The sequence below is a fragment of the Massilia alkalitolerans DSM 17462 genome, assembly GCF_000427785.1.
Taxonomy (GTDB): domain Bacteria; phylum Pseudomonadota; class Gammaproteobacteria; order Burkholderiales; family Burkholderiaceae_D; genus Telluria; species Telluria alkalitolerans.
Genome location: NZ_ATYR01000048.1, coordinates 1 through 21309 on the forward strand (window position 1 = coordinate 1; position 21309 = coordinate 21309).

The window sequence follows — 21309 nt, forward strand, 5'->3', positions numbered from 1 at the left end:
AGCTTGTCCTCGGGGCTGCTCTCGTCCACCGGCTTCGGCCCACGCTTGACGTCGAACAGGGCGCCGGCGTTCTCCAGAATCTCCTTCTTCCACTGGCCCACCAGCACCGGATGCACACCGTATTCCTGCGCGATCTCCGTCACCGTCTTCACCCCGCGCACCGCTTCCAACCCCACCTTGGCCTTGAACTCGGCGCTGTGCACCCTGCGCTTTTTACCTTCACTCATTCGCTGTAATCCTTTCGCGGACGACAGCTTAAACCACCGTCTCAAATTCGGGGTCCACTATAATACACACAGGTGCCGCCCAATCGAGCCTGCGCGATAAGGCAACACGTGCCCAGTGAGCGGCGGCTCGTCTGGCAGCGGCGACCTGCCGCTTGTCACACCATATAGCCGATATCCGAAGCACCGGTAGGATACGCAAACATGGTGTCTTTCAGGTCTTGTGCGGTATGCCCGTAGCGGATCGCAAACGCAAATACATTGATCAGCTCGTCGGCATGGGGCCCGACCAGATGCGCTCCTAAAAGACGGTCGCTGGTTTCTTCCACGAGCACTTTGAAGCCGTACACAGGCTCTGCAGCTTGTCGGGCCGTGAACCAATCGGACGCTTTTTGACTCTTCACCTTGAATTTAATGCCTCGTTTGTGGGCTTGCTCTTCATTCAGGCCGACTGATGCGATTGGCGGAATTGTGAAGGCGACACTGGGCACACCCGTATAGTTCGGTTTGAGCTGGTTCCCGTTGAGAATATTCCCGGCCACGACTTTTGCGTCGTGACTGGAGACTGGCGTAAGTGGCGGCCCCATGCGTGCAGCGTCGCCGGCCGCATAAACGGCAGGGTTCGAGACACTCTGCAGGTATTCGTTGAGCTGGATTTTTCCCTTTTGAACATCTACGCCAGCAGCATCGAGGTCCAAGGCAGCATAGTCCGGCGCCCGCCCGGCGGCATGCACTACCAGGTCAGCCTCTACCATGAACTCTTTCCCCTCGCTCGACGAGAACACACGGTATCCATCACCCACTTTCTCGATCCTCTCGACCGATGTTTTGGTGTGCACATCGATACCGAGGACGCTAAAGGACGCCATCAACCATCCAACTAAATCGGCATCGAACTCCTTGAGCATGCGTTCGCCATGCTGCAACACAGTTACCTTGGCTCGGGCGCAAGCGGCAAGATGGGAGAATTCTGCGGCGATGTAGCCGCCGCCGACGCATACAATCCGGCCAGGCAAAGTTTCCAGTGCGAGGAAATCTTCGTTGTCGATCAGATATTCTTCTCCAGGAATCTTCAATTTGGCAGGCTCTGCTCCAGAGGCTAGCAGGATGTGCTTCGCCTCGAGTATCGTGTCGCCGACGACCAAGGTATTTGTCCCGGTGAAGCGGGCCTTGCCATGAAAGGTATCGATGTTCTTGTCCTGATACCGCTGCTGCATCTTGTCAGGCACAGGGTCTGTAAAGGTGCGTTTGAATGCCATCAAAGCCGGCCATACGATATTGACGTCGCCGGCAATTCCTTTGTCATGCATCCGTCGTACGTGGTCGAGGGCCTCGGCTCCGCCGATCAGCATTTTTTTGGGGTCACACCCACGCAGGGCGCAGGTTCCACCAAAAGGACGAAAATCCACGACTGCGACCTGCTTTCCGGCTGCGCGAACGCGCATGGCTGCGGTCATGGCAGCCGTGCCGGCACCGATCACTACCAGGTCGTACTGTTTAGCCATCACATACCTCCTGTACTGTAATAGGGCGAGCGAAGGTGATCAGCGATACCGAAGCCCGCATGATAAGGGGCCACTACTAGGTCCAGGGAACTTCGTCGTTTCCAGCTACCTGCCAGCGTCGAAGTCTTCGGCTCTCGATCACTCTTTCAAGTTGCACGCGTTTCCTTCATTGCGCGGGCAAGTGGCGCAGCCTCGCTTGAGGTACCAGACGCCCAGGACAATGAGCACGGCTCCGGCTACGGGCCATACCGGAGACACGAAACTAAATGACACGCCTGCCAACAGTAACAGGGGAATTCCGCAACACAGCAAATGAAGGCCTGCGAAGGCAACAAAGCCAAGCGTCATGCTTTTTTCGTTGCTGGTCCATGAATGATCCTTTCGACGAGGTAAAGAAATGCAGTCAGTAACGTGCCAGGCTCCGGCCAATTGCCTTTTAGCCAGCAATAAATTGCAATGGCCGTAGGTGCACTATAGGCACCGTACTGTGGTACGGTGTCAAACGTGTTTTAGGAATTTGGAGTAATGAATGGACGAGAAACTTACAATCGGTAAAGTGGCCTCCGCAGCTGGTGTCAATGTGGAAACTATTCGGTTCTATCAAAGGCGCGGGTTGATGGCTGAACCACCGAAAGCACTAGGAGGATTTCGGTACTATGACTGGCAAGCCGTTGAACACGTACGTTTTATTAAACGCGCCCAGACCTTAGGTTTTTCACTCGATGAGGTTATGGGTCTCCTTGAACTGCAACGAAAAGATGCATGTAAGGAAACACACGATGCTGCAGTGCTAAAGCTCAAGCTCGTTGAAGAGAGGATCGAAGACTTAGTTCGCATCCGCACAACACTTAAAGAGTTAGTGAAGCAGTGCGAAGCTGGTCCCAGCAGCGTATGCTGTCCCATCATTGAATCGCTGAGTCATAGTTGAAGTTGCAACTACTCGCAAATGCAAGATTCCGTGCTTAGCGCCCGATTTTTTCCGTTTTCCCTGATCACCCCATCTTGCTGTCGAAGGAGGGCGGTACCACGCCAGTCGGCTTCGAACGCGAAGCAGTGCGTGACGGCTCGCTGAGAGATCATCCGTATCTTGCGTCGTCCGAGTTCTACGTAAGCAGGTAGTCGGCAATACTGGTGCCGTCGCCTGGGATGGTGCGCGCGCTGGGGTGGATGGAGGCAGGTTCGCTGTCGCCGACTTCATGGTGCATCGTCGGCGGACGAGCGGCAAGCTGCCGCTCCAATTTCCCCCTTACTTCACTTTGCGCGAAGACCAGTGCACATGGACGATGGTCCATGCATCCCCACGCTTTTCCAGGACCATCGTCCCGGTCCCGACCAGTTGTAGCGGCATGCCCATCGACGTGCCCGTGGTTTCCGACTCCTCCCAGACCACAGCGATATTACCGTCGATGCGCTCGCTCTCCTTGAGCACCTTGCGCGTGGCCGACCTGGCGAAATCGATGTCGCCCGGGAGGTGGAGGCTCGCATATTCGTCGCGTGAGCGTTCAATATGACCGGACTCGTAGATCGCCACCTCGCGGGCCAGCAGGCTGAGGGCCTTTGCCTTGTCGCCGGCGGCCAGCGCGGCGTGGAATGCGGCGACGGTCTCTTTGGGTGACGCGGCCAGGCAGCTGGCCGATGCGAACAGCAAGCCTGCCAGGCCCAAGTGCTTCAAATGTCTCGTTATCATCGTTGACTCTATGAAGGATTGACGAACGGGCTAGCCTGCGCTTCGCGCACCGCCCATTCGATTCGTGGTCGCTCGTGGATACAAAAAGGGCGAGGCAGCTTCGCCTCGCCCAAGCTTTCAGTGACGGAGATGATGCTCGATCATTCGTGATCGCGATACTGCCGGCGGTGATCGCAGCTCGCGCAGCTTGCGGCCGCCTCGAGGGTCCAGTACACGTGCGTCAGCGTGACGGAACCGTCCTGGTCCGGCTTCTGCCAGGCGTTCGCTGTACTTTATCGACACGTATTGCGCCCCGCGGACGCCCTTCTAAGTGTCAAGTGGCGATTTTGGTCGAATTGACCTCCTGTTGTCGTCGTTGGATGATGTAGAAGACTTCGCGGGCAATGTAACGTTTGACGCACCGGATAGCCTCGAGCAGCGGTTCAGCTCGGGCAGCGAAGAAATATGACGGGCTGTCATTTTCCTCGCGGACCCTGAAAAGGTCGAGAATCCGGCCGCCTCGACCCGCGCAGGTCGATTACGAACATAAATCATTCGATTTCGAATGATAACATACGCTTTCTGTGTGATAAGATACATTATCAAACATAGACGCCCGTTCCCCGGCTGAAATGATCGTTTTCATATTCTTGTACCTAAAAGTCGACCGACAGAATATACCCCTCCGTAGCGACAGAATGATGTGAGTTCTTGCACATCTGGAAACGAACGCGACTTACTCACACTATTCTGTCAGGGTCCTAAGGGTGCCTTCAGAATGTTCACACCATTCTGTCGCTCCCCGAGCACTCGTTTTGGCTTCCAGTGATCCGCTTTCCGACATATCCACAAGATTCTGTCGCGCCGCTCTATGCACCCGAGACTGTAGACGGACAACATGCTCACATCTTTTTGTCGCCGACAGAGCACTCACACTATCCTGTCGGTATGGGCGGCCCATCGTCGCCGGCAACAACAGGATTCCGAGGCGTGGACGGTGCCCGCCAGGCCTGCTTACATGTAGGTCTTAAACGGAACAAAACCCTCTCGGCGCCACGGCAGCTTATTCCATCCGCTACAGGAAACGGCAATAGGTGCTACGGCGAGCTTTCGATCGCAAAATGGAGGCATGAACCGCCATGCTTTCAGTCTTTCGGACGAATGATGCACGAGAGCCCAGCGGTAATTTGATGGCCTTAGAGGTCGAGCTTAGTGTTGTTACCCACGTAAGGATCGTACGGAGGGCTCAATGAATTTGAATCACGAAAGTCTGGCGCCGATGCCAGTCTAAATGCGCAGCTGACCTTTGTGTTGTCGGATTAGCCAGTGAAATTGCGTGTGCACTCAATGGCCGTTGGGCGGCTAGTGACGCGATTGCTGTGTACAGGGAGATGCAAGGAGTGATACCAATCTCAGATAAAACGAACTCGACATTAGCAAATATATTGTCGAGTTAAGGAAAGAATCGCGAAGTAACGCGATGAATCGCTGACTTATCGCCTTTCACGGCCTGCGTCATCAGCTCCAAATTAAGCGGATCCTCTGTTCCATCACAGGCGTTGAGGCATCGACCAGTCTATCCAAAGTCGAAAGGAGGCGGAAAAGTTGACCTGTTTATCCGTCGCTTCCGCTGACTCCTTTGGCGCGCCGTTTGCTTACGCTGCGCTGAGTGGATGGCTCTCGACGAGTACTAGTTTTGGCTCGGCTCCTCTCCAACTCGTCCCCCAGGAGGTTTGCTCGTGCACTGTCAGTGGCTGCTTGACGTATAGCTGCTTCTAGCTGCTCCCGCACTGACTGTAGCTCTGCCCTCTCACGGTCACGCTCCTTAGTCAGCGTCTTAACGGAGTTCTGCAGCGCGCCGATCTGTTCCCTGAGCTGCCCGATTGTCGCCTGCGTCACGTTTTGCTCGATGCGTGCCCGCTCAATGGCAGCGGCATGCTCTGCCCGTTCCGTTTCGGCCTTCTTCTGAAGCTTCGTCGCGGCTGTGCGTTCCCTGTCGATTTCGAGGAGCCCGCGTCTTTCCATGTCGGCGAACCGATCCTCAGCCAAACGAGTACGATCCGCTAGCCTCTCCCGCTCCGCGGCGTGTTCGGCGCTCGATTGCTCCATACGCGCCTGCATGACGTCAAGCTCGCGACGAGCATCTTCCAGCCGCTGCTCCAGTGCTTTTCTGGTGGCGGCAGCGGCCGCGAGCTCTTGCCGAAGCAGAGCAGCGGCGTCGTCGCTCGTTCGCAGTTGTGTGTGGACGTGCTCGAGGGCTTGCAAGGCATCAGCGCGTTCGGCCTGGGCATTTGCTAGGCCGGCTCTTGCGCTGTCGACTACGGCAGCGGCCTCTGCCTGCATTGTGGTCAAGGACTCAAGCGATTTCAACTGAGCTGACTTCCATAAGGTAGCCACGAGGTCGCCGGCTGCCGTTCGCAACTCGTCCGGGAGGTCGGGATGCTCGACCGTGACACGGGAGCGTTCGCGTAGCGTCTTCCAGAAGTTGTTCAGTGCTTCAGTCGGCGCCGACATACTGCCCTTGCGCACGAGCTGATACAGCTTGTTCGCTGTTGGCGTGATGCCGTGCCGAAAAAATAATAAGACGCAGACCTCGCGGTAAAGATCCTGGGTGCGCGGAAACCGCTCACGCAGCTCCGCAACACTGACAGCGATGGCGCTCTCGGTGGAAAGCTCTTCAGTCTTCATTAGTAAGGCTCCGGGCATCGTGAATGTGAATCTTATTACGTAATACGTATAAAATCCAATCAAAAGCCCGGAAAATATGACATTACTCCTATAATGTCAGATCCAGCCAAGGTTCCTTCCTCTTATGCCGCGGCTGCGCCGCAAACGCTTCCCGCACAATCGAGGCACGCGCCTGGGACGGCGTACGTGCCCATCGTCAGCGTCGGAATGCTGGCGGCAGCCCACCACACAGCCTTATTGAAATGCTAATGCTCCGTTAACCCTCAACCCTTAGGCTTCTTTCCTAAGCGGTCCGCCAGCACGGAATGGCCGTGGATGGCAGCCATGTCGGCTGTCCGTTAGGAGCGCCGTAGTGGACGAATTTGACGTGGGTAGATGGGCAATACCGGCGCTGGCAATCTCCGCCAGCGCTGCCGTGAGCTGGTGGTACCGGCACAGGCGCGGCTGGCACAGCTGGCCAGCGATATGGAAAACGATTCTCGGCAGCCTGGTTGTGGCGCGTGTCATCTTCGTGCTGCAGAACGCACCGGAATATGCGGGCGAACCGCTCTCGATAGCCGATTTGAGTGACGGCGGCTTCTCTGACGCTGGCGGCATCCTTGCGGCATTCGTGCTGGGCGCACACTTTACGGCCCGGACTGGCACGCCGCGCCGTCCGGTCCTTGCGGCGATCCTCACCGGTGCCGTCGTCTGGATAGGTGGCGCGATCGCCACGCTCAATTTCGGGCCGCCCAGTACTCCAGTACCCCTGGTCGAACTACGGCGTCTCGATGGCACTCCGGTCCAGTTGCGGACCCTGACAGACAAGCCGATGGTGGTCAACCTGTGGGCGACGTGGTGTCCACCATGCCGACGCGAGATGCCAGCGCTTGAGGAAGCCCAGCGGCGTCACCCCGGCATCACCTTTGTCTTCGTCAACCAGGGTGAGGACGCGGCGACAATACAGGCCTTCATGGCGCAGCAAAAACTCAAGCTCGACAACGTATTCACCGACCGTGCCCGGGAAGTGGGACGGCGCACCGGCTCATTTGCCATGCCGACAACCCTGTTCTATGGCAAGGATGGGCGCCTCTTCCTGCGTCACATGGGGGAGCTAGACCGTGATGGCCTCGACACGCGCCTCGAGATGCTGGCGGCGCCGGTGAATGGATTCAAGCGCTGAACATCCAATAGCGCCCTGCCGAAGCGCCTTAGCTTACCGTCGCCGGCAACGAGTGACGACGCGCGTGGGTAGCCACGCCTTCCATATGCGGCCGATGCGCGACCTACCCGCGGCGAGCTTGAAAGTGCTGACCATTGCCAGAAGCTTCTCGGCCTGCGCCTGCATTGAACCGCAGCAGCAGCGGCCTCTTCCACGTGTGCCGCATCCTGCTGCGTAACCAGGTCCATCTGCGCGTTGGCGTGGTTAACGCGGGCGATCGCGGCGCTCTGCTCCTGCCCGGCAAGGGCGACTGCGGGCATGATGTCGGTGACACGCTTCACGCACGCACTTAGCCCGCGTCTTCGTTGGAAGAATCAGGCTGAGTCGCCCGATGAGGCATCCACAGTTTGGGGTACGCGGATGGCTTAGCTCATGTAGCGCCCTGCCCTGCTCGCGTTGGCGACGCGTGTCACTCCGCGCCGTAAATCACATCATTTGAACTTGGCCAGCGCCGGATCGCTTATCCGTTGTTCAGGCAGGCCAGTCATGGCGGGCAGTTCCGACAGGCGCGGCATGCCGCTCTTCACCTGGACCTTGCCTTGGCTGTCGCGCCAGACCACGCCAGGGGTACCGGCGATGCCGAACTGCTCCATCAGCTCGCCATTCCTGCGGATCGACGCCGCCACCGCGGGCTGGTTCTGCTCGGTCTTGCCGGCCTGTGGCTTCCACGGCTTCCCATGGTTCTGTTCCATGTGCCGGAAGGCCGCGGTCTTGTCCGGCGATGCCAGCACCTCGATCGCTTTCGGCATGCTCGTCGGGCCGAGCGTTGCGACGGGGATCCAGCGCACCTGCAGTCCAGCCGCCTCGTACGGCTGGACTGCACGCCACATGAAGTGGCAATAAGGGCAGTTCGGATCNCAACGCGCCATCGGTGTGCAGCTTCGGTACGCGGCGCGGTGCAATGCGACGGGCGCCGCTCTGCAAATGGGCAAGGTTGGCGTCGTAAGCACCCACACCGGGCGCACGGCGAAGTTCGCGGCTGATCGAACTAGGGGCACGGCCAAGGCGTTTAGCAATGGCTCGGATACTGCACTGGTCGTCCAGCATGGTCATCAAGACGGCCCGCTCCTGTGTCGTCAGATGGGTGTAGTTTTTCGGCATGGCAGCACCTTACAGCAAAGGGTGTTGCACTTGGTTTTAGAGGCTGCCCTTCTATAATGTCCGATCAAGCTAGCTACCCATTCCAGGCGATGCTGCAAAGGCTTCACGCAGTAATGGCGCATGCGCAGGACTGCGCCCGCGCGTACCTTGTCAGCTTCGGTTATGCTGACACCCGTCCATCGGGCCAACTTATCGCAGTACTAATACTCCGTTAACCCCTGTCCCTTAGCATTCTTTCCTAAGCGGCTCCGCAGAACGGACTTGCCGTGGATGACAGCCATGTCGGCTGTCCGTTAGGAGCGCGTAGTGGACGAATTTGACGTGGGTAGATGGGCAATACCGGCGCTGGCGATCTCCGCCAGTGCTGCCGTGAGCTGGTGGTACCGGCACAGGCGCGGCTGGCATAGCTGGCCAGTGATTTGGAAAACGATTCTCGGCAGCCTGGCGATGGCACGCATCGTCTTCGTATTGCAGAATGCCCCGGAATATGCGTCCGACCCGCTCTTGATGGTCAACTTCAGCGACGGCGGCTTCTCCGATACCGCTGGCATCCTGACGGCATTCGCTTTGGGCGCACACCTCACGGCCCGGACCGGCACGCCGCGCCGTCCGGTCCTTGCCGCGATCCTAGCCGGTGCCGTCGTCTGGATAAGTGGCGCGATCGCCACGCTCAATTTCGGGCCGCCCAGTACGCCAGTACCTCTGGTCGAACTACGGCGTCTTGATGGCACGCCGGTCCAGTTGCGGACCCTGACGAACAAGCCGATGGTGGTCAACCTGTGGGCGACGTGGTGTCCACCATGCCGACGCGAGATGCCAGCGCTTGAGGAAGCCCAGCGGCGCCACCCCGGCATCACCTTTGTCTTCGTCAACCAGGGTGAGGACGCGGCGACAATTCATGCCTTCATGGCGCAGCAAAAACTCAAACTCGACAATGTATTTACCGACCGTGCCCGGGAAGTGGGACGCCGGACCGGATCGTTTGCCATGCCGACAACCTTGTTCTACGGCAGGGATGGACGCCTCTTCCTGCGTCACATGGGGGAGCTCGACCGTGATGGCCTCGACAGGCGCCTCGAGATGCTGGCGGCGCCGGCAACCGGATTCAAGCGCTGAACATCCAAAAGGACCTCGCCGAATCGGCTTAACTGACGGCCGCTGGCAGCGCGCGACGAAGCGCCTGGGCATCCTGTATACGCGGCCGATGCGCGACCTGCGCCGACGCGAGCTTGAAAGTGCTGACCACTGCCAATAGCTCCTGAGCTTGCGCCTGCATGGAATCGGCCGCAGCAGCGGCCTCTTCGACGAGCGCCGCATTCTGCTGCGTAACCTGGTCCATCTGTGCGATGGCCTGGTTCACCTGGGCGATCCCGGCGCTCTGCTCCTGCCCGGCAAGTGCGATTCCGGCCATGATGTCGGTGACGCGCTTCACGCTGGCGACGACCTCGGTCATCGTTTCTCCGGCCACGTTGACAAGCTTGCTGCCTGCCTCGACCTTGCCTACGGAGTCGCCAATCAAGGTCTTGATTTCCTTGGCCGCGGCGGCGCTGCGCTGCGCAAGGTTGCGGACTTCGGACGCCACGACAGCGAAGCCACGCCCCTGCTCCCCCGCGCGTGCCGCTTCAACCGCCGCATTCAGGGCCAGGATATTGGTCTGGAACGCGATACCGTCGATGACGCCGATGATGTCGGCGATACGCCTTGCAGCCTCGCTGATCGCGCCCATGGTCCCGACGACCTCCTCGACCACCTGGCCGCCCTTCAGCGCAACTTCCGATGCGCTTCCAGCCAGCATGTTGGCATGACGGACGCTTTCCGAATTCTGCTGCACCGTGCTGGTCAGCTCTTCCATTGACGCAGCGGTCTCCTCGAGCGAGCTCGCCTGCTCCTCGGTACGCGCAGACAAGTCGAGATTGCCCGCTGCGATCTCGCTTGACGCGGTCGTGATCGTATCGGTGCCGACACGTACCTTGTGCACCAGCGTTGCCAGGCTGCGCTGCATCTGGCGCATGGCAAACATCAGGCTGGCCTGGTTGCGCTCGTCGTCGAGGTCGATCTGCACGGTGAGGTCCCCTGCCGCGATCGCACCGGCGATGCTCGCCGCATAGGCAGGCTCGCCGCCAAGCTGGCGGGTGATGCTGCGGGTGAGCCAGAACGCGACGGCGCCGCCGGCGACGATGGCGAAGGCGCCGACAGTCAGGCTCAGCGCCAGCATGGTCTGGGTACGGGCGATCAGCTCCGTCTTGTCCTGCTCAGCCAGCGCCTTCTTCTCCTTCAGTATCTTCAGCAACTCAGCGCGCATGTCGCGCCATACCGGGGTTTCCTCGGCGTTCAGGACGGTCCCGCTGGATGCGGTATCGGTACCGGACTTCACCAGCTCAAGGATCCGGTCCTGTACCGCGGCGCGGCGCCGCTGCAGGGTTTCCAGCCTCCCCAGTGCCGCCTGCGTTGCGGGATCGGCGGCCGCAAGTGTACGGGCGGACTTGAGGGCCTCGTCGAAATCCTTGCGGGCCGCCGCCAGGTTCTTGTAGCCGATCCCGTTGTCCGGCGCGAGGATGATGTTGCGCAGGGCCTGCCCCATCTGCAGGCCCTGCGAATACATGGTGTTCGCATCACCCAGGAAGGCCTGGTCGTGGTCCACGAAGCTGCCGAAGCGCGCGCTTGCATCGCGCATGCCCGACAGGGCGACAGCCAATGCTACCGTGAACAACACAAAGACAATGGCCATGCACCAGGCCATCTTGTTTCGTAATTTCATTTGTTTCTTTCAAAAATCGCAGGGATCGAAGCAGAGATTATCTAAAGAAATAAATGATTCCAAGCGGAAATTTTGCTAAATCCCGGGCTGATGGCCTAAGGTGTGTCGCTGCTGCGCAACGCTCCTTCACATGCACTGGCGAACGCATTCAGCCCGTGTCTTCATCAGAAGAAACAGGCTGAACCGACCGATGAGGCATCGGCTACTGCATGGGGATGGCTTAGCTCATGTAACGCCCCTGCTCTCGTTCGCGACACGTGTCACTCGGCGCCATCAATCTCATCACTTGAATTTGGCCAGCGCCGGATCAGTGATCCGTTGCTCAGGCAGGCCAGTCATGGCCGGCAGTTCCGACAGACGCGGCATGCCGCTTTTCACCTGGACCTTGCCCTGGGTGTCGCGCCAGACCACGCCAGGAGTACCGGCGATGCCGAACTGCTCCATCAGCTCGCCATTCGTGCGGATCGACGACGCCACTACGGGCTGGTTCTGCTCGGTCTTGCCAGCTTGTGGCTTCCACGGCTTCCCATGGTTCTGCTCCATGCGCCGGAACGCCGCGGTCTTGTCCGGCGCTGCCAGCACCTCGATCGCTTTCGGCATGCTGGTCGGGCCAAGCGTTGCGACGGGGATCCAGCGCACCTGCAGTCCAGCCGCCTCGTACGGCTGGACTGCACGCCACATGAAGTGGCAATAAGGGCAGTTCGGATCGACGAAGGCGTAGATGATGCTTTTCGGATTCTTGGTGCTNCCCTCGGCGATGAATGCCGATTTCTCNAGNTGNGCGAATGCGGCTGCGAAATCCGGCTTGGGGATGTACATGTCTTCGTGCTGGGCCGAGAGGTTCTGGCCACGTTCATCGATCAGCGCTCCCGCCACCAGCGTCTTTCCGTCCGCCGTGGTGTATACCAGCGAATGGCGCCCCCCCTGGGAAAGCACCCAGCCGGTGAGCCCCGAGCCGACCGGGAACTGCCTGACCACCTTGACGCCGGCGCTGACGGCGCGCTCCAGGACCGGTGGGGTCTGCTCGGCAGCGAAGGCGGCCGTATTGATGAGTGCTACTGCGAGTGCGGTTGGCACCGCGTATTTGAAAGCCTGCATGTCGACTCCGATAGTGAAGGCGTTGATTAAGATTGGGGGGGAGTTTGCGCGGCTTCCGCCTTGCGGAGCGAAGCGAGGAAGGAATCTGCATCCTCGTAGCCGATGACTCGTGTGCCGCCGAGTTCACGGCCGTCGGCGCCGAAAAAGATGATCCCGGGTGGGCCGAACAGGCCGAAGCGCTTGAGCAGGGCCTGGTCGGCCGCATTGTTGGCGGTAACGTCGGCCTGGAGCAGCTGCATCTGGTCGAAGCGCGACTGCACGCGCGGATCCGAGAACGTGAAACGCTCCATTTCCTTGCATGACACGCACCAGTTCGCATAGAAGTCGAGCATGACGGTCTTGCCCGGGCTTCGGGCGAGAATGGCATCAAGCTCCTCGAGCGAGCGAATTCTCTGGAACCGGGTCTCCCGGTGCGCCTCTGCCGTGGCGAACGGCGCCAGCGGATCCGTCCCGCCTGCTGCCAGGCCGGCCAGCTGCGCCGCGCCCAGCACCCCGACGACGAGACCCGCCGCTACTGCGAGCGGCCGGCGCGGACGCGGCAGCAGCAGCGACGCGGCATAACCCGTTCCCAGCAAGCCCCAACCCAGCATCAGCGCCCGGGGCGGCAGGACCGGCGCGGCGATCCACAAGGCGGTGCCCAGCATTAGCACCCCGAAGAAGCGCTTGACACCCGTCATCCAGGCGCCCGCGCGCGGCAGCAGGGTGCCCGCCGAGGCGCCGACCAGCAGCAGCGGCACGCTCATTCCGGCGGCCATCGCGAACAATGCGCTGCCGCCAATGAAAGCATCCTTGGTCTGGCTGATGTACACGAGCGCACCTGCCAGCGGCGCGGCGACGCAGGGACCGACGATCAGTGCCGAGATGGCTCCCATTGCGAACACCCCCGCGTGGGTACCTGCCCCCTGCCGGTTGGACGCTCCCGCGAGGCGCGACTGGATCGCCGCCGGCATCTGCAGCTCGAACACGCCGAACATCGGCAGGGCCAGCACGACCATCAAGAGGGCGAACGCGCCCAGCACCCAGGCGTTCTGCAGTGCCGCCGCCAGTCCTTCGCCCGCCAAGCCCGCCGCCACGCCCATCACGGTGTACACGATCGCCATGCCGAGCGAATACGACACCGACAGGGCAAAGCCGCGCATGCGCGACGCGGAACCCTTGTCGCCGACGATGATCGACGAGAGGATCGGCAGCATCGGCAGCACGCAGGGCGTGAACGACAGGCCCAGGCCCAGCAGCAGGAACATCGGGACGATGACCGCCAGTTCGCGGCTGCTCAAGGCCCGTTCGATGCGTCCGCTATGGCTGTCATCCGTCAGCGTACCGCCCGGCGCAGCAGCTGCCGGCTGCGGGTTTGCCTGCGGCGCAGCAGCGGTCCTGGTCAGCCCGGATGGCGCGGCGGTCGCCAGTACCGCGGTCGATGCCATCGGCGGGTAGCACAAGCCCTTGTCGGAGCAGCCCTGGGAGGTGGTCTTCAGTGTGAAACTTCCCTTCCCGTCCACGGGAAGGCGCACCTTGACGATGCCGCGGTAGGTTTCCATCTCCTTCTGGAAGGTCTCGTCGAAATGCTTCTCGCCAGCCGGGAACACAGGCTGTCCGAGCCGGGTCTGCCCGGCTTCGAATGCGAAGCGCTCGCGGTACATGTAATAGCCGGGCGCAATGTCAAAGCGCACTTCAGCGGTCTGTCCGTCGACCATGTAGGCGGCGAAGCGGAATGCCTGCTCGGGCGGCAGGAAATCGTCGTCAGCGGCCGCCGCGTTGCCGGATGCTGCAAGCAGCACCGCGGCAAGCGGAGCCAGCAGCAGCGCAAGCAGCCACCGGCCCATTCCGGGTACCGTCCGTGATAAGAAAACCATCGTTCTCTCCTGTGGTTCGTTGATGTCGCTATCTTGCGTTTGCGGTTCAGCGCTTGCTGCGCAGGACCGCCAGGTGTTCGGCCAGCGTGGCGCTCGATACCTCGCCCATCCGCTTGTCGACGAGTATTCCGTTCGCGTCGACGAACAGCGTGGTCGGCAGGCCCGGGGCACCGGCTGCCTTGGCCAGGGCTCCGCCGGGGTCGAGCACCACGTTCCGCAGCGGCAGGCCCTCGGCCTTCAGGTAGGCACGTACCTTGGCGTTGTCCTCTCCCTGGTTGACGAATACGAAGGTCAGGTCGCTTGCTTCGCGCTGCGCCTTGCCAAGGGCGGGCATTTCTCGCCTGCAAGGCGGACACCAGCTCGCCCAGAGGTTGACCACCATGGGCTTGCCGGCAAATGCGGTCAATGGAACGGCGCGTCCGTCAAGATCTGTCAGCATCACCTCGGGTAGGGCCTGGCGCTCGGTGGCCATGCGAACCAGCCCATTCCCGGCGATCCAGATGAAGAGACCGGACCATACGGCGATGACGATCGCGGCACGCTGGTCCGCCTTGCGCCATGCCAGGATGGCGCCGATGATGACGGCCGCAGCGAAGCCCGCGACGGGCGCCAGCCCGCCGTCGCGCAGATCCGGCAGCCGCCAGGGCTCTTCCGCGTACAGCGGCCAGTAACGGGCAACAAAGACGATGCGCGCCACCAGGATCGCCCCGGCGATGATCAGCCAGAGCGAGCTCTCGGCCTTCACGCCGCGCCTGGCCGCCACCCGGTTGCCGATGGCGGAACCGAGGATGATCGTTGCGAAAGCGACCAGCAGTTGCGCGGGTAAGGCAAGCGGGCCGAGTGTGACAGTCATGGTAATGTGCTTTCCTGCGCATGGCGCCGGCCCGACGGGCCGGTTCGACGCCTGGCGAATACAGCCATCCTATTTCCTGCCGATTAGCACCACATTAACGAATCCGTCGATTTGCCGGGAAGCATCGGCTTCGCCCCTGTCGTTAATCTAGGCATAACCGTAAAGCGGTAAGATCGCGGTTCCTGCTTTTACTACTCGGGTTAGCCATGCGTGTACTCGTCATCGAAGACGACGAACTGGTCGCCAGCGGCATTCTTGCCGGCCTGCGCCTATCCGGAATCGGGGCCGACCATGTCGCCAATGCCTCGCAAGCGGAAATGGCCGTGCAGACCGGCCGTTTCGACGTCATCCTCCTCGATCTCGGGCTGCCGGATACGGACGGGCTCACGCTGCTCAAGCGCTGGCGCGGCGCGGGCAAGGACTGGCCGGTGCTGGTCCTGACAGCGCGCGACGACGTGCAGGACAAGGTGGCCGGCCTGCGCACCGGCGCCGACGATTACCTCGTGAAACCCTTCGAACTCGACGAACTGGTCGCACGGCTGCATGCCTTGCAACGGCGTAGTGCCGGCCGCAGCGTCGACCGCATCGAGCATGGTCCGCTGGCCTTTGATCCGGCCACCCAGGTGGTAACGCTGGATGGGAACCCCGTCGAACTGTCGCGGCGCGAACTGGCCCTCCTCCAGGCCTTGCTCAACAGCGGCCAGCGCATCCTCAGCACCGACCAGGTCAAGGACAGCCTGTATGGGCTCGGCGATGGCGTCGAAAGCAACGCCCTGAACGTCCACATCTACCATTTGCGGCGCAAGCTCGGACCAAATATCGTCGAGACCGTGCGTGGCCTCGGGTACCGGCTTGGCAAGGCGGGAACGTGAAGACGCTGCGCCTGCGCCTACTGGTCACCATCGGCGCCTCGTTCGCGCTGTTCTGGACTCTGTCGTCGGTATGGACGCTGGTCGACCTGCGCGACGAGTTTCGCGACGCACTCGACGAGCGGCTTGCGGCATCGGCGCGCATGGTCGCCGCGCTGATTGCCGACTCGCCCCATCTTTCGGTGCAGCCAGGCTCCCGCGGATCCAGCCCGATCCCCTACCTGGTCCGCACCGACAACGTGGCCTGCGAGATCCGGCTGGTGCGGGGCGGCATCGTGGGCCGCACCGAGAACAGCCCGGAACGCCTCGGCCTGGTGGCGCCCGGCTACCGCACCCGCGTCATCGATGGCGTTACCTGGCGCAGCTACACCATCGAACATAATGGGATGCGCATCACCACCGCCGACAAGACGGAGCGCCGCCAGCAGCTGTTCCGCAATATCGCGTTCGCCACCTTTGTGCCCTTCCTGGTCGCCATGGCGGCGACCCTGATCGCGCTGTGGTTCGCCGTACGCCATGGCCTGCGCCCGCTCGAACGGATCCGCGTTGCCCTCGAAGCACGCGAGCCCGGTGCACTCCACCCGCTGCCCGAGCAGGACCTGCCGCGCGAGCTCACCCCGCTGGTAACGACCGTCAACGGCCTGCTGGCCAGGATCGAACGCACCATCGAGCGCGAACGGCGCTTCACCGGCGACGCCGCGCATGAGTTGCGCACGCCGCTCACCGCCGTCAAGACCCATCTCCAGGTCGCCCAGATGAGTGGCGGCGGACCGGACACGGCGGTAGCTCTCCAGCAGGCCGAACGCGGGGTAGGACGCCTGCAGGGCATCATTAACCAGCTCCTGATGCTGGCGCGCGTCGAGGGTTCGATGTCATTCGAGGACGATGAGCGGCTGCACGCAGCCGCAATCGCGGAGCAGGTCATCATGCACCTTCCGGCGCAGCAGGCTGCCAGGGTGTGTGTTCGCGACGAAGGCGGCGCAGCGCGCGTTCTCCGCATACCTGCATCCCTCGCCGTGACGGCGCTGCGCAACATCCTCGACAACGCGCTGCGCTACGGCGATGCCGAGGCCACTGTCGTGCTGCGGATCGTGCAGCATGGCGGGATGGCCGGTTTTACGGTGGAAGACCAGGGCAGCGGCATGAGCGATGCGGACATAGGCAAGGCCGGGCAGCGCTTCTGGCGCAAAGGCGGCGGCCAGGGCAGCGGCCTGGGCCTCTCGATCGTGAAGGCGATCGTCGCGCGCTACGACGGCAGCTGGAAGCTCGAACGCCGCGAGAGCGGCGGCGTGGCCGCACACCTGGCCTTCCCTGCAGAATAAGGCCTGCGCCGACCTATCTCGCTGCATGTATGGGAGGTCGCGCATGGCGCTACCGCCGCAGCGCCATCCGGCGCAAGTCAATCCTCGTTCAGACGCGATGCTGCGCGCTCGTCCCGGACAGCAGCCGTGCCGAATTCAGCACCACGCTCAGACTGCTGGCCAGCATGGCGCAGGCCGCGGCAACCGGCGTCACCATGCCGCTCGATGCCAGCGCCAGCACGGCCACGTTGTACACCATCGAGAACGCCAGGTTTTGGCGCACCACCCGGACGGTGCGTCGTGCATGCCGCCACGCTGCGGCAACCTGCTCGACGCCGCCGCTCGCGATGACCACCCCTGCCGTGGCGACCGCCGCTGGCGTAGCACCCTGCACTGCGATGCCGCAGTCGGCTGCGGCCAGGGCAAGCGCGTCATTGACACCGTCGCCGACGAACACCGCGGGTTTGCCGGCCCGCTCGAGGACCTTCACCTTGTCCTCGGGCAGGCAATGCGCATGGACATGGCCATGCCCGAGGCCGACGGCTTCTGCAACCAGGGCCGCAGCGGCCGCACTGTCCCCGGTAACCAGGCGGGTGCGTATTCCCGCGTCTGCAAACGTGCGCAGGGCGTCGGCGGCGTCTTCCCGTATGCGGTCCTGCAACAGGATGGCGCCGATCCACATCCCGTTACGCACGACTTCAACCCTGGTGCAGTCTGGCGGCGCACTTGGCGGCAGGGTCACGCCCTGCTCCTCGACAAAGCCCGCGCTGCCAACCAGTACCGTCTCGTGCCCGTCCCTGCTGCGCCAGGTGCAGCCGCGCGCACGGCGCTGCCCCAGCCCTTCCCCGCCGCTGTCCGTGCCTGCGGCGTCGGCCGCCGTGCGGATCGCGCGCGCCACCGGGTGCGCAATGTCAGCTTCCGCCCGCGCCGCCAGTGTCAGCACCTCGGCAGCAGCAGCATGCTGTGAACCAAGCACCTCCCGCACTTCGAGCATGCCTTCGGTCAGGGTGCCGGTCTTGTCGAACAGGATTTCACGCGCACCGGCAAGCGCTTCAAGCGAAGCAGGATCGCGCAGCAAGATGCCCTGGCGTGCCCCACTTGCGGTCGACGCGGCATACGCCAGCGGCAGCGCCAGCCCGACTGCACAAGGACAGGCCGCTACCAATACCGACAGGGCACGCAGCGCCGCCTGCACCGGATCTCCGCTCGCGCCCCAGGCCAGTGCGAAACTGGCCGCCGCCAGCACCAGCGCNCCCGGCACCAGCCAGCGNGCGAACCGTTCCGCCTGCATGGCGGCNGCGCTTTTCGTACCGAGCAATTCGAGCATGCGCACNCCGATGCGGTCGATGAAACGTTGGCCCCAGGGCTGCTCGACGCGCAGTACCAGCCGCGACGACANGTTGATGGANCCGGCAACGATGCTGTCGCCGGGCGNGACCGGCAANGGAGCCGACTCGCCGTTCACGATCGCCGCATCGACCTCGCCTTCACCTTCNACNACCGTGCCNTCGACCGCGACGCGCTCGCCCGCGTGCACCAGCACCAGGTCGCCCGGACCGACCCGGTCCGCGGCTTCCTCCGTCGGGACGCCGTCGGCGCCGATCCGGCGTACNGTTTCCGGCACCGCCTGNCGCAACGCATTNACCGCCACCGAGTTGCGNCGNCGNGCGTGCAGTTCGATCAGGCGCCCGCACAGGAGGAAACTCACCAGCATCGTCGCGGTGTCCGCATACACGTCGGCGCTGCCGCGCAGCAGCGACCATGCCGAGAGCAGGCAGGACGCCAGCACGCCGGTCGACACCAGCGCATCCATGCCGGGCACGCCTGCGCGCAGGGTGCGCCAGCCGGCGCGGTAGAAGGACAGGGCCGACCAGCTCACCACCGGCAGCGCGGCCAGACAGGTGGCGAGCGCGACCCACCACCCCTGGGGCGAGGCGGCCAGCCCGGCGTCCAGGTACAGCGCCACCGATCCGAGCATGCTCCACATCCCGAAAAAGCCGGCCACCGCCAACCGCATCCAGACCGCGCGCGCCTGGGCATCGATCTGCCGCTCCAGTTCTTGGGATTCGACCAGCGGGACGATGCCGTAGCCGAGCCGCTCGACGCGTGAGAAGACTTCATCGAGGTTGACGCGCTCCGGGTCCCAGCGCACGAGCGCCGAACCGCCCGCAAAACTGGTGCTGGCCGCGGTCACGCCGGGCGCGCGCGCGATCGTGCGCTCGACGGCCAGCGCGCAACTGGCGCACCACATGCCCTCGATGCTGACCACCATGCGCCCGGCGCGGCGCAGCGCGTCGCGGTCGATGCCGGCGAAGGCCGCCTCCACCTGCTTAACCCTTGGCCGGATTGGCCGCGCTGGCCGAGGTGGCGCGGGCCACGCCGGCGCCGAGGATCTTGCCGTTTACTTCCTTGCCGTAGTAGCTCTTTTCCTTGTTGTGGAAACGCACCCGCGCTTCTTCGATCGTCCCGGTCTGGCGTGGATCCTTCGGCCGCTCGTGGCTGTTGATGTAGGCCGCAGCGTCCCAAGCGTCCTGGTCCGACAGGCTGTATGGCTTACCGAGCGGCATGTTGGCCTTGATGAAGCCCGCCGCGGTGTCGATGCGCGACATGCCGGCACCCCAGTTGTAGGCTTCCGGCCCCCACAGCGGCGGAAAACGCAGCTTGCCGCTCTCGTCCTTGCGGCCCTGACCGTCGGCGCCATGGCACAGTGCGCAATTCTGCGCATATACCTTGGCGCCGCGCGCGTGGTCGTAGCCCTGCGGCGTTTCCTTGACCTTGATGTAGCCGCCGCCGCGCATCTTCTCGCCGGTCGGGGCGCCATCGGCAAGCCAGTACATGTAGATCATCAGGTCCTTGTAGATGTCGTCGCCCGGCGGCGGCGCCTTGCCGGCCTCGGAAGCCTGCGCGTTCATCGAATAGTTGAAGCAGCCGTTGATNCGCTCTTCCANNGTATTGACCTTGTTGTTCTTGGCCCGGTATTTCGGGTACTGCACGTAGGCCGCCCACATCGGCGCCGAATTCTCGCGCCGTCCCGCGTCGAGGTGGCACTGGGCGCAGGCCATGCTGTTGCCGACATAGCGCTGGGCATACTGCGGCGTGTGGATGAAGATGTCTCGGCCGCGCCGGATCGCGGCCCCTTCCGCACCGTCCGGCATCTCGCTTTCGGATGGCGGAACGAAGTAGCCGTCCGGGCCGGTCGGCTGCAGGGGCGCGGCCACCTTGCCTTCCTTGTCCTTCTTGCGCTCGGCACGCGCGGCGAGCATAGCTTTGCGCGCTTCAGCCTCCGCGGCTTCGCGCGAAACGGCCGGCGCCGGCGTCTCCGGCGTGAAGCCCGCAGCGGTCTGGAAACTGCGCCAGGCGCCGGTCTGGACCACCAGGGCGCCGAAGGCGAACAGCACTAAGCCGCCGCCGGCCGCAGCGGCAAGGCGGCGGGCGGTACTGCCCAGGGTGTAGGGAGACTTCGTCGTGGTTTTTTTCGGGTCGTTCATATTCTGTCGGGTTCAAGCGTTGGCATCACAGCGTGGAGGCGGAGCGTGCAGCGCCTTGCGCGACCGTGGCGGGCGGCGTGGCGGCCGGGGAAGCGGCCGACGGCATCGAGCCGAGGTAGTCCGCAACAGCGCGCATGTCGTCGGGGTTCATGCGGCGCGCGATGTCATCCATCAGCTTCTGCGGCGAATTCTTGCGTTCGCCCGCATGCCATGCCGCCAACTGGGCGAAGATGTAGTCGGGCTGCTGGCCGGCCAGCGCCGGGAAGCCGGGCGCGACACCTTCACCGTTCATGCCGTGGCAAGAGAAGCAGGCCGGAACGTTGGACTTCCAGTCGCCTTTTTCGGCGATCAGCCTGCCGCGTTCCAGGTTGCCGCCGAGGCTGGGCGCCAGCGCGGCGCGCAGCTCGATGCCGGCGTAGTAGCGCGCCAGCTTCTCGATATCCTGATCGGTCAGTGCGCGCGCCACGAAGGCCATCGACTCGTTGTGGCGCAGGCCCGAGCGGAAGTCCTCCAGCTGCTTGGCCAGGTAGGCGGCCGGCTGGCCGGCCAGGCGCGGCGTGCTGAGGCTTCCCTCGCCGGCCGCACCGTGGCAGGAGGCGCAGCTCCAGGCCTGGCCTTTGCCGGCGGCGACGATCTGCAGCGTTGCCGCATCGGCCTCGCCCAGGCCGCGTGCCGCTGCCGGCGGCGCAAGCGCAGCCCGCACC

Annotated in this window: 17 protein-coding genes and 1 pseudogene; 5 read left to right on the forward strand and 13 right to left on the reverse strand. The window is 62.9% G+C overall.

Going from position 1 to position 21309, the window contains the following annotated elements:
- A partial coding sequence (locus YWC_RS0125765; protein WP_027867954.1) for an IS3 family transposase occupies positions 1-227 on the reverse strand: 227 nt, incomplete at its 3' end.
- A gap of 155 nt (positions 228-382) precedes the next feature.
- Positions 383-1729, reverse strand: a complete 1347-nt coding sequence (locus YWC_RS0125770; protein ID WP_027867946.1) for a dihydrolipoyl dehydrogenase family protein — start codon at positions 1727-1729, stop codon at positions 383-385.
- Positions 1730-2258: 529 nt separating this feature from the next.
- Between YWC_RS0125770 and merR the strand changes: the two genes are divergently transcribed.
- Entirely contained in the window at positions 2259-2657 is a 399-nt protein-coding gene (gene merR, locus YWC_RS32450; protein ID WP_084416607.1) for a mercury resistance transcriptional regulator MerR, read from the forward strand.
- A 318-nt stretch (positions 2658-2975) separates the two neighbouring features.
- On the opposite strand, the gene YWC_RS0125780 is transcribed toward merR, so the two are convergent.
- Both YWC_RS0125780 and YWC_RS30930 read right to left on the reverse strand, forming a co-directional pair.
- Positions 2976-3416: a nuclear transport factor 2 family protein gene (locus YWC_RS0125780; RefSeq protein ID WP_027867947.1), complete on the reverse strand. Its 441-nt coding sequence runs from the start codon at positions 3414-3416 to the stop codon at positions 2976-2978.
- Between the two features lie 1593 nt (positions 3417-5009).
- Positions 5010-6083 (reverse strand): DNA-binding protein, encoded by a 1074-nt coding sequence (locus YWC_RS30930; protein WP_051306765.1) that lies wholly within the window; start codon positions 6081-6083, stop codon positions 5010-5012.
- Between the two features lie 352 nt (positions 6084-6435).
- On the opposite strand from YWC_RS30930, the gene YWC_RS0125790 reads away from it, so the two are divergent.
- Entirely contained in the window at positions 6436-7245 is an 810-nt protein-coding gene (locus tag YWC_RS0125790; RefSeq protein WP_027867948.1) for a TlpA disulfide reductase family protein, read from the forward strand.
- 470 nt (positions 7246-7715) lie between these two features.
- Here the strand turns inward: YWC_RS0125790 and YWC_RS30935 are convergent, their stop codons facing one another.
- Both YWC_RS30935 and YWC_RS34285 read right to left on the reverse strand, forming a co-directional pair.
- Complete coding sequence (locus tag YWC_RS30935) at positions 7716-8153, reverse strand: thioredoxin fold domain-containing protein (protein WP_084416610.1); 438 nt, start codon at positions 8151-8153, stop codon at positions 7716-7718.
- Positions 8143-8385 (reverse strand): annotated as a pseudogene (locus tag YWC_RS34285) (helix-turn-helix domain-containing protein); the annotation flags it as partial. The pseudogene YWC_RS34285 and the gene YWC_RS30935, both read right to left, overlap by 11 nt.
- A gap of 306 nt (positions 8386-8691) precedes the next feature.
- Here YWC_RS34285 and YWC_RS0125810 point away from each other — a divergent pair.
- A complete protein-coding gene (locus tag YWC_RS0125810) occupies positions 8692-9501 on the forward strand; it encodes a TlpA disulfide reductase family protein (RefSeq protein ID WP_036216129.1) in 810 nt (269 codons plus the stop codon).
- Between the two features lie 28 nt (positions 9502-9529).
- On the opposite strand, the gene YWC_RS34140 is transcribed toward YWC_RS0125810, so the two are convergent.
- The 4 genes from YWC_RS34140 to YWC_RS0125830 all read right to left on the reverse strand — a co-directional run bounded on the left by YWC_RS34140 (position 9530) and on the right by YWC_RS0125830 (position 14947).
- Positions 9530-11143, reverse strand: coding sequence for a methyl-accepting chemotaxis protein (locus YWC_RS34140; RefSeq protein ID WP_084416611.1), 1614 nt, complete (start codon positions 11141-11143; stop codon positions 9530-9532).
- Between the two features lie 282 nt (positions 11144-11425).
- Positions 11426-12241, reverse strand: coding sequence for a thiol:disulfide interchange protein DsbG (gene dsbG / locus YWC_RS30945; protein ID WP_051306767.1), 816 nt, complete (start codon positions 12239-12241; stop codon positions 11426-11428).
- Between the two features lie 26 nt (positions 12242-12267).
- Complete coding sequence (gene dsbD, locus YWC_RS0125825) at positions 12268-14094, reverse strand: protein-disulfide reductase DsbD (protein ID WP_036216133.1); 1827 nt, start codon at positions 14092-14094, stop codon at positions 12268-12270.
- Between the two features lie 46 nt (positions 14095-14140).
- Positions 14141-14947, reverse strand: a complete 807-nt coding sequence (locus YWC_RS0125830) for a TlpA disulfide reductase family protein (protein ID WP_036216136.1) — start codon at positions 14945-14947, stop codon at positions 14141-14143.
- Between the two features lie 206 nt (positions 14948-15153).
- On the opposite strand from YWC_RS0125830, the gene YWC_RS0125835 reads away from it, so the two are divergent.
- Positions 15154-15819 (forward strand): response regulator, encoded by a 666-nt coding sequence (locus YWC_RS0125835; RefSeq protein ID WP_027867953.1) that lies wholly within the window; start codon positions 15154-15156, stop codon positions 15817-15819.
- On the forward strand, positions 15816-17138 hold the full coding sequence (locus YWC_RS30950; RefSeq protein ID WP_036216139.1) for an ATP-binding protein: 1323 nt from the start codon (positions 15816-15818) through the stop codon (positions 17136-17138). The genes YWC_RS0125835 and YWC_RS30950 overlap by 4 nt, the downstream gene beginning before the upstream one ends.
- An 88-nt stretch (positions 17139-17226) precedes the next feature.
- Here the strand turns inward: YWC_RS30950 and YWC_RS30955 are convergent, their stop codons facing one another.
- The 3 genes from YWC_RS30955 to YWC_RS30965 all read right to left on the reverse strand — a co-directional run.
- Entirely contained in the window at positions 17227-19389 is a 2163-nt protein-coding gene (locus tag YWC_RS30955; protein ID WP_443093631.1) for a heavy metal translocating P-type ATPase, read from the reverse strand.
- Positions 19390-19447: 58 nt separating this feature from the next.
- Positions 19448-20605 (reverse strand): c-type cytochrome, encoded by a 1158-nt coding sequence (locus YWC_RS30960; RefSeq protein ID WP_036216141.1) that lies wholly within the window; start codon positions 20603-20605, stop codon positions 19448-19450.
- A 25-nt stretch (positions 20606-20630) separates the two neighbouring features.
- A partial coding sequence (locus YWC_RS30965; protein ID WP_036216143.1) for a c-type cytochrome occupies positions 20631-21309 on the reverse strand: 679 nt, incomplete at its 5' end.

Excerpts from the sequence above, each read along its gene's own strand:
- YWC_RS0125770 (WP_027867946.1), bottom strand. The coding sequence starts at position 1,729 with ATGGCTAAACAGTACGACCTGGTAGTGATCGGTGCCGGCACGGCTGCC.
- merR (WP_084416607.1), top strand. The coding sequence starts at position 2,259 with ATGGACGAGAAACTTACAATCGGTAAAGTGGCCTCCGCAGCTGGTGTC.
- YWC_RS0125780 (WP_027867947.1), bottom strand. The coding sequence starts at position 3,416 with ATGATAACGAGACATTTGAAGCACTTGGGCCTGGCAGGCTTGCTGTTC.
- YWC_RS30930 (WP_051306765.1), bottom strand. The coding sequence starts at position 6,083 with ATGAAGACTGAAGAGCTTTCCACCGAGAGCGCCATCGCTGTCAGTGTT.
- YWC_RS34140 (WP_084416611.1), bottom strand. The coding sequence starts at position 11,143 with ATGAAATTACGAAACAAGATGGCCTGGTGCATGGCCATTGTCTTTGTG.
- dsbD (WP_036216133.1), bottom strand. The coding sequence starts at position 14,094 with ATGGTTTTCTTATCACGGACGGTACCCGGAATGGGCCGGTGGCTGCTT.
- YWC_RS0125830 (WP_036216136.1), bottom strand. The coding sequence starts at position 14,947 with ATGACTGTCACACTCGGCCCGCTTGCCTTACCCGCGCAACTGCTGGTC.
- YWC_RS0125835 (WP_027867953.1), top strand. The coding sequence starts at position 15,154 with ATGCGTGTACTCGTCATCGAAGACGACGAACTGGTCGCCAGCGGCATT.